At 38.3% G+C, this 6,185-nt stretch carries 6 protein-coding genes; 5 read left to right on the plus strand and 1 reads right to left on the minus strand.

Going from position 1 to position 6,185, the window contains the following annotated elements:
• Positions 1 to 105: 105 nt before the first annotated feature.
• Positions 106 to 555: a type I restriction enzyme HsdR N-terminal domain-containing protein gene (locus B2Z67_RS08125; RefSeq protein ID WP_291529321.1), complete on the minus strand. Its 450-nt coding sequence runs from the start codon at positions 553 to 555 to the stop codon at positions 106 to 108.
• 233 nt (positions 556 to 788) lie between these two features.
• On the opposite strand from B2Z67_RS08125, the gene B2Z67_RS08130 reads away from it, so the two are divergent.
• The 5 genes from B2Z67_RS08130 to B2Z67_RS08150 all read left to right on the plus strand — a co-directional run bounded on the left by B2Z67_RS08130 (position 789) and on the right by B2Z67_RS08150 (position 6,102).
• The gene (locus B2Z67_RS08130) at positions 789 to 1,565 is read left to right on the plus strand and encodes an AMP nucleosidase (RefSeq protein WP_291529322.1); all 777 of its coding nucleotides are present in this window, start codon (positions 789 to 791) and stop codon (positions 1,563 to 1,565) included.
• Between the two features lie 4 nt (positions 1,566 to 1,569).
• The gene (gene holA, locus B2Z67_RS08135) at positions 1,570 to 2,589 is read left to right on the plus strand and encodes a DNA polymerase III subunit delta (protein ID WP_291529323.1); all 1,020 of its coding nucleotides are present in this window, start codon (positions 1,570 to 1,572) and stop codon (positions 2,587 to 2,589) included.
• Between the two features lie 1,288 nt (positions 2,590 to 3,877).
• Positions 3,878 to 4,339 (plus strand): helix-turn-helix domain-containing protein, encoded by a 462-nt coding sequence (locus tag B2Z67_RS08140; protein ID WP_291529324.1) that lies wholly within the window; start codon positions 3,878 to 3,880, stop codon positions 4,337 to 4,339.
• An 87-nt stretch (positions 4,340 to 4,426) separates the two neighbouring features.
• The gene (locus B2Z67_RS08145) at positions 4,427 to 5,203 is read left to right on the plus strand and encodes a dihydroorotate dehydrogenase electron transfer subunit (protein ID WP_291529325.1); all 777 of its coding nucleotides are present in this window, start codon (positions 4,427 to 4,429) and stop codon (positions 5,201 to 5,203) included.
• Positions 5,191 to 6,102, plus strand: coding sequence for a dihydroorotate dehydrogenase (locus B2Z67_RS08150; RefSeq protein WP_291529326.1), 912 nt, complete (start codon positions 5,191 to 5,193; stop codon positions 6,100 to 6,102). The genes B2Z67_RS08145 and B2Z67_RS08150 overlap by 13 nt, the downstream gene beginning before the upstream one ends.
• Positions 6,103 to 6,185 lie beyond the last annotated feature (83 nt).

A 6,185-nucleotide genomic window follows, 5' to 3' on the forward strand; every position in this document is an offset into this window, starting at 1 on the left:
AAATGCTGCGCTACGTTAGCCTACCCGGAAAATAAAAAGAGATCCGTGTCATCCGCGTTATCTGTGTCTAAAGAATGATAGTATAAACTAATTATGAACATTTACTTATAACTCCTGATAAGCCGGTATATCTTCAAGAAAGATATACCGGTTATTTTTATAATCCATCCGGCAGCAATAATGCTGCATACCATTACTTACGATAAGGTAGTCCACCTTCAACACCATGTTGTAACGTGTAATCTGGTCAAAGACCGTCTGAGTTATCTTAACATCCGGCGCTTTATATTCCATAATCATCCTTGCCGTCAGATCCCGGCGGTAAAGCACAGTATCACACCGCTTTTGAGTATTGTTTAACTGTACTTGTACTTCGTTTGCCATCAGCGCCTGCGGGTAGCCTTTGTGACCCAACAGGAAATGCACAAAATGCTGGCGTACCCATTCTTCGGGAGTCAACGCAACATAGCGACGGCGTATAACATCGAAAATAACAGGCTTACCTTCACGGCTCACAACTTTGGCATCGAACGTTGGCAAATTTAATGATAACATATTTTATTATTATAGTTCCTCGCACACTATCACTACGTTTTAATTTTCTGCTTTTACTTTTTTATTGTAAATTTGTAATTTAAATAATTCAAGTATCGCATGTTATATTTATTGTTGACAATCAGTAGTATCTCGTTTAGCTTCGCTGACAGCCAACAACAAAATAACATACGAAACCTGAATAAATAAGCTTTCACCAAAACGATTTAGGGAACAAATTTAATAATAATCTTATGAAAACGAAAGAAGAAATCGTGGCTAATTGGCTGCCTCGTTACACGAAACGCAGATTAGAGGACTTCGAAGAATACATTTTGTTGACCAACTTCAACAAATACATAGAAATCTTCGCAGAGCAATTCGATGTACCTATCCTCGGCAAAGATGCCAATATGACATCTGCCTCGGCTGAAGGCATTACCATGATCAACTTCGGTATGGGAAGCCCCAATGCTGCCATCATCATGGATTTGCTGAGCGCCATTCACCCCACGGCATGCTTGTTCTTAGGCAAATGCGGTGGAATTGATAAGAAAAACAAAATAGGTGATCTCATCCTTCCTATTGCCGCTATCCGTGGTGAAGGAACTTCTAACGATTATTTTCCACCCGAAGTACCCGCACTTCCGGCTTTTATGCTGCAACGCGCCGTTTCTTCATCCATTCGTGACTATGCCCGCGACTATTGGACCGGTACCGTATATACTACCAACCGCCGGATTTGGGAACATGACGATACATTCAAGGAATACCTCAAGAAAACCCGTGCCATGGCTGTAGATATGGAAACGGCAACTTTGTTTAGTTGCGGCTTTGCCAATCACATTCCAACCGGCGCCCTCTTATTGGTTTCTGACCAGCCTATGATACCCGAAGGAGTAAAGACTGATAAAAGCGACAACATAGTTACCCAAAACTATGTAACAGAGCATGTCAAAATCGGCATAGCTTCCTTACGTATGATTATAGACGAGAAAAAGACTGTTAAACACCTGAAATTTGATTGGTAATACTATGGCAAAACAAGAAATTACGTGCGACGACATACTGAAGGAACTGAAAGCGAAACAGTATCGCCCCGTCTACTATCTTATGGGGGAGGAATCTTATTATATTGACCTCATTACCGATTACATAACGAATAATGTTCTTACTGAAACTGAAAAAGAGTTTAACTTGACCGTTGTTTACGGTGCAGATGTGGACATTGCTACAGTTATCAATGCTGCCAAACGTTATCCCATGATGTCTGAGCATCAAGTAGTGATAGTAAAGGAAGCACAGAACATCCGTAACATGGAGGAGCTTTCATTCTATCTCCAAAAACCGCTGATTTCCACCATATTAGTAATATGCCATAAGCACGGCACTTTAGACCGGAGAAAAAAACTCGCTGCCGAAATAGAAAAAACAGGTGTCCTGTTTGAATCCAAAAAGCTAAAGGATGCGCAACTACCGGCATTTATCACCTCGTATATGAAACGTAAAGGGATTGATGTAGAACCTAAAGCTACTTCCATGCTTGCCGATTTTGTTGGTACTGATTTAAGCCGCCTTACCGGAGAACTGGAAAAGTTAATCATTACACTTCCAAAAGGTTATACACGCGTTACGCCCGAACAGATAGAAAAGAACATCGGTATCAGCAAAGATTATAATAACTTTGAACTACGCAGCGCCCTCGTTGAAAAAGACATCCTAAAGGCTAATAAAATAATAAAATATTTTGAGGAAAACCCCAAAACTAACCCAATTCAGATGACTTTATCTTTACTCTTTGGCTTCTTTTCTAACCTGATGTTAGCCTATTATGCACCTGAAAAGTCAGAGCAGGGCATTGCTAATATGTTGGGATTAAGAACTCCCTGGCAATCCAAGGAATATCTTGCTGCTATGTATCGGTACAGTGGAGTAAAGACTATGCAGATTATTGGTGAGATAAGATATGCGGATGCAAAGTCAAAAGGAGTAGGGAATTCTTCTCTGAATGATGGAGATATCCTTCGCGAATTAGTTTTTAAGATATTGCATTAATTCTCCTTTTTTATTCATTGACCTTGCTGATAAGTTTCTGTAGAGTAAATCAGTGGGTAATCTACGACTATACTCTTTGCCTTGAATAACGGATTATCCGAAATTTCCGGCACATGATTTTTTTGTATTGAACAATAAATAATCTCAGCTTTTCCCAGTAGTGCTTGGCTAATTACTTAGTAGTAGTTGCCCAACTACTTAGTAGTAGTTAGTCAATTACTTAGTAGTAGTTGATCATTTACTACGTAGTAGTTGGGTCATTACTACGTAGTAGTTTATACACTACTACGTAGTAGTTTATACACTACTACGTAGTAAATTCAAATAGCATTTAAATCAAAAAGCCCACTTCATGAAACCAGTATAAATACTCGGAACTTTAACTATTTACAGTTTTCAGTGAGATTATAAATGTTATCATGATAGTCCATAACGGAATATAAAACTGCATTTTTACTATCATTCTGTTATTTTTCTACTAAAACAGAGGTTTTTTTCTAGAATAGCAGAAATAAGAGTCGCAAAAATGTATGATAATATACTGATATATAGGTTATTACATCAAAAAAAGGCGTCTTAGAATTCGTTATTTACCAACTTCCAGCCATTTATACGGAAATAAAGCAGAGATTTTAATTTAGGGATTATTGAATGTAGCCAAAACTATGCTTTCTTGTTTTGATTGTAACATATTCTTTTCTCAATGATATTTTGTATAGGATGATGTATTGATTAGAAAAGAAGAATAGTTGCTTTTGAAACCATGAAATATTACTTATGTAATACCGACTGTGCACAATTGTTTATTTCACAACGGGTATATATTACATATATATTTATTAATAGTGTAATACAATTGTAAATACAATAAAATCATTATAGTAATAGCTATATAACAAAAATAATAGAGTAGGGGTTAACACCATCATAATTGAATATAATCTATTGATAATCAGTATCAATATATGCATTTATCTAATCTAAACCATTAAGAAAGACAATATACTTAGCAGGCACAATTGTAATATGAGGTTATATACTGATTTATATAAGCGTATATCACTAATTATCAGTGCCGTACGTAGTTATATTAAAGCTTAGAAATATCTCTATATTGACGTTGTTTATAGCGGATTATAATTGTAATATTGACAAATGAAATACGCAATCAATATTGTAATATCTAAAGTATTACGTATTTGATTTGCTTTTGTGAATTTGTTTTTTTACTTTTGTGATGCAAAAGATTAATAATACAAATGTAAACATTCACCTATATACTACAATCATGAGCATTAAAGATAGGTTCAAAATGATTATGGATCGGGAAAAGCTAACCGCAGGCGCATTTGCCGAAAGCATTGGAGTAGCCCAAGCCACTATTTCACATATCTTGGGACCGCGCAACAAGTATCCAAGTACAGAAGTTATTCTTCGGTTACACCAAAGATACAACGATATTAATTTGGAATGGCTACTTACAGGTAAAGGTGCAATGAGCAATAGCTCTCCTTCTTCTACTGAAGCCAAATTTGACTATCCATTGTTTGCCGAGAATCCCGTAAATTCGTCCAAAGAGTCGAGCACTGCGGAAAATCGCAAGGAAATAGCATCAGAACCCCCTGTTTATCCTACCAAAGAGGTTGTAAAACAGGAGGTTATATACAAAGAAAGACCTCCCAGGAAAATCACCGAAATAAGAATTTTCTTTGATGACAGCACGTACGAGATATTCAAACCTGAAAATTAAGAAGTAAAAAACAACGGTTTACATGATTTCCCGTATGTTTAAGTTATCTTTGTGCCCTTGAAGGCTAAATTTCTTCTTTATCAGGATATGAAAAAATATATTTTAGATTTAACGGTGACTGAGAATATCAGATTGCATACAAACTATGCGCTACTGAAATTGACGTCTCCGTCTCCGCTCCCGGAAATGCAACCGGGACAATTTGCGGAAATTCGCGTAGACGGTTCTCCAACCACTTTTCTACGCCGCCCCATTTCTATTAATTATGTAGACAGGCAACGCAACGAAGTCTGGTTCCTTATTCAATTGGTAGGCGACGGAACCAGGCGATTGGGACAAGCTAAAGCCGGAGAAACAATTAATGCAGTACTTCCTTTAGGAAATAGTTTCACGATGCCCGAAAGCTCTTCTGACAAGTTATTATTGGTAGGTGGTGGTGTCGGTACGGCTCCTATGCTCTATTTAGGTGAGCAATTAGCGAAAAATGGTAGCAAACCGACATTCCTTCTGGGAGCGAGAAGTGAGAAAGACTTGTTACAGTTGGAACAGTTTGCTGCTTATGGCGATGTCTATACTACTACGGAAAATGGCAGTCATGGTGAAAAAGGATATGTAACACAACATTCCATATTAAACAGAATAAAGTTCAAGCAGATTTACACTTGTGGCCCGAAACCAATGATGATGGCTGTTGCCAAATATGCCAAAAGCAAAGATATAGCTTGCGAAGTTTCATTGGAAAATACAATGGCGTGCGGAATAGGCGCTTGCCTCTGTTGTGTGGAGAATACAACCGAAGGACATGTATGTGTGTGTAAAGAAGGTCCGGTTTTTAATATAAACAAACTATTATGGCAGATTTAAGTGTAAATATTGGAGAATTACAATTGAAAAACCCGGTAATGACCGCATCAGGTACATTCGGATATGGCGAAGAGTTTACTGACTTCATAAATATTGCGCGAATAGGTGGTATAATTGTAAAGGGAACTACCCTTCACAAACGTGAAGGTAATCCATATCCACGTATGGCAGAGACTCCATCAGGTATGCTGAACGCTGTAGGACTGCAAAATAAGGGGGTAGATTACTTTGTTGAACACATCTATCCACGCATTCGGAACATTGAAACCAATATGATTGTAAATGTTTCGGGGTCTGCTATAGAAGATTACGTAAAAACGGCCGAGGCTATTAATGAACTTGACAAAATTCCTGCTATAGAACTAAACATCTCTTGCCCCAATGTTAAGCAAGGAGGAATGGCTTTTGGGGTTACAGCCAAAGGTGCCGAAGAAGTAGTAAAAGCCGTACGTGCAGTTTACAAAAAGACACTTATCGTAAAGTTGTCCCCTAACGTTACGAGTATCACCGAAATAGCCCGCGCTGTGGAAGATGGTGGTGCGGACAGTGTATCATTAATTAATACATTGTTGGGAATGGCTATTGATGCGGAGCGCAGACGTCCGGTGCTCTCTACCGTAACAGGTGGAATGTCGGGTGCAGCTGTAAAACCGGTTGCACTCCGTATGGTATGGCAAGTGGCGCAAGCGGTAAAAGTACCAGTCATAGGTTTAGGAGGCATTATGAATTGGAAAGATGCAGTGGAATTTATGCTTGCCGGAGCTTCGGCCATTCAAATCGGTACTGCCAACTTCATAGATCCAACAGTGACGATAAAGGTCATGGAAGGCATCAATGAATATCTCGACAGACAGGGATATAAGTCCGTAAAAGAAATTATTGGCGCACTTGAGGTATAGTTAAACAGATGGTCTTTATACACATTAAGTAGCTGTTCATAATTAGTTTATACTATCATTTTTTAGACGCGGATGACGCGGAT

The sequence above is a fragment of the Bacteroides sp. UBA939 genome, from assembly GCF_002293435.1.
Lineage (GTDB): Bacteria > Bacteroidota > Bacteroidia > Bacteroidales > Bacteroidaceae > Bacteroides.

Coding starts and splice junctions, on each gene's coding strand:
- B2Z67_RS08125 (WP_291529321.1), bottom strand. CDS start 555: ATGTTATCATTAAATTTGCCAACGTTCGATGCCAAAGTTGTGAGCCGT.
- B2Z67_RS08130 (WP_291529322.1), top strand. CDS start 789: ATGAAAACGAAAGAAGAAATCGTGGCTAATTGGCTGCCTCGTTACACG.
- holA (WP_291529323.1), top strand. CDS start 1,570: ATGGCAAAACAAGAAATTACGTGCGACGACATACTGAAGGAACTGAAA.
- B2Z67_RS08140 (WP_291529324.1), top strand. CDS start 3,878: ATGAGCATTAAAGATAGGTTCAAAATGATTATGGATCGGGAAAAGCTA.
- B2Z67_RS08145 (WP_291529325.1), top strand. CDS start 4,427: ATGAAAAAATATATTTTAGATTTAACGGTGACTGAGAATATCAGATTG.
- B2Z67_RS08150 (WP_291529326.1), top strand. CDS start 5,191: ATGGCAGATTTAAGTGTAAATATTGGAGAATTACAATTGAAAAACCCG.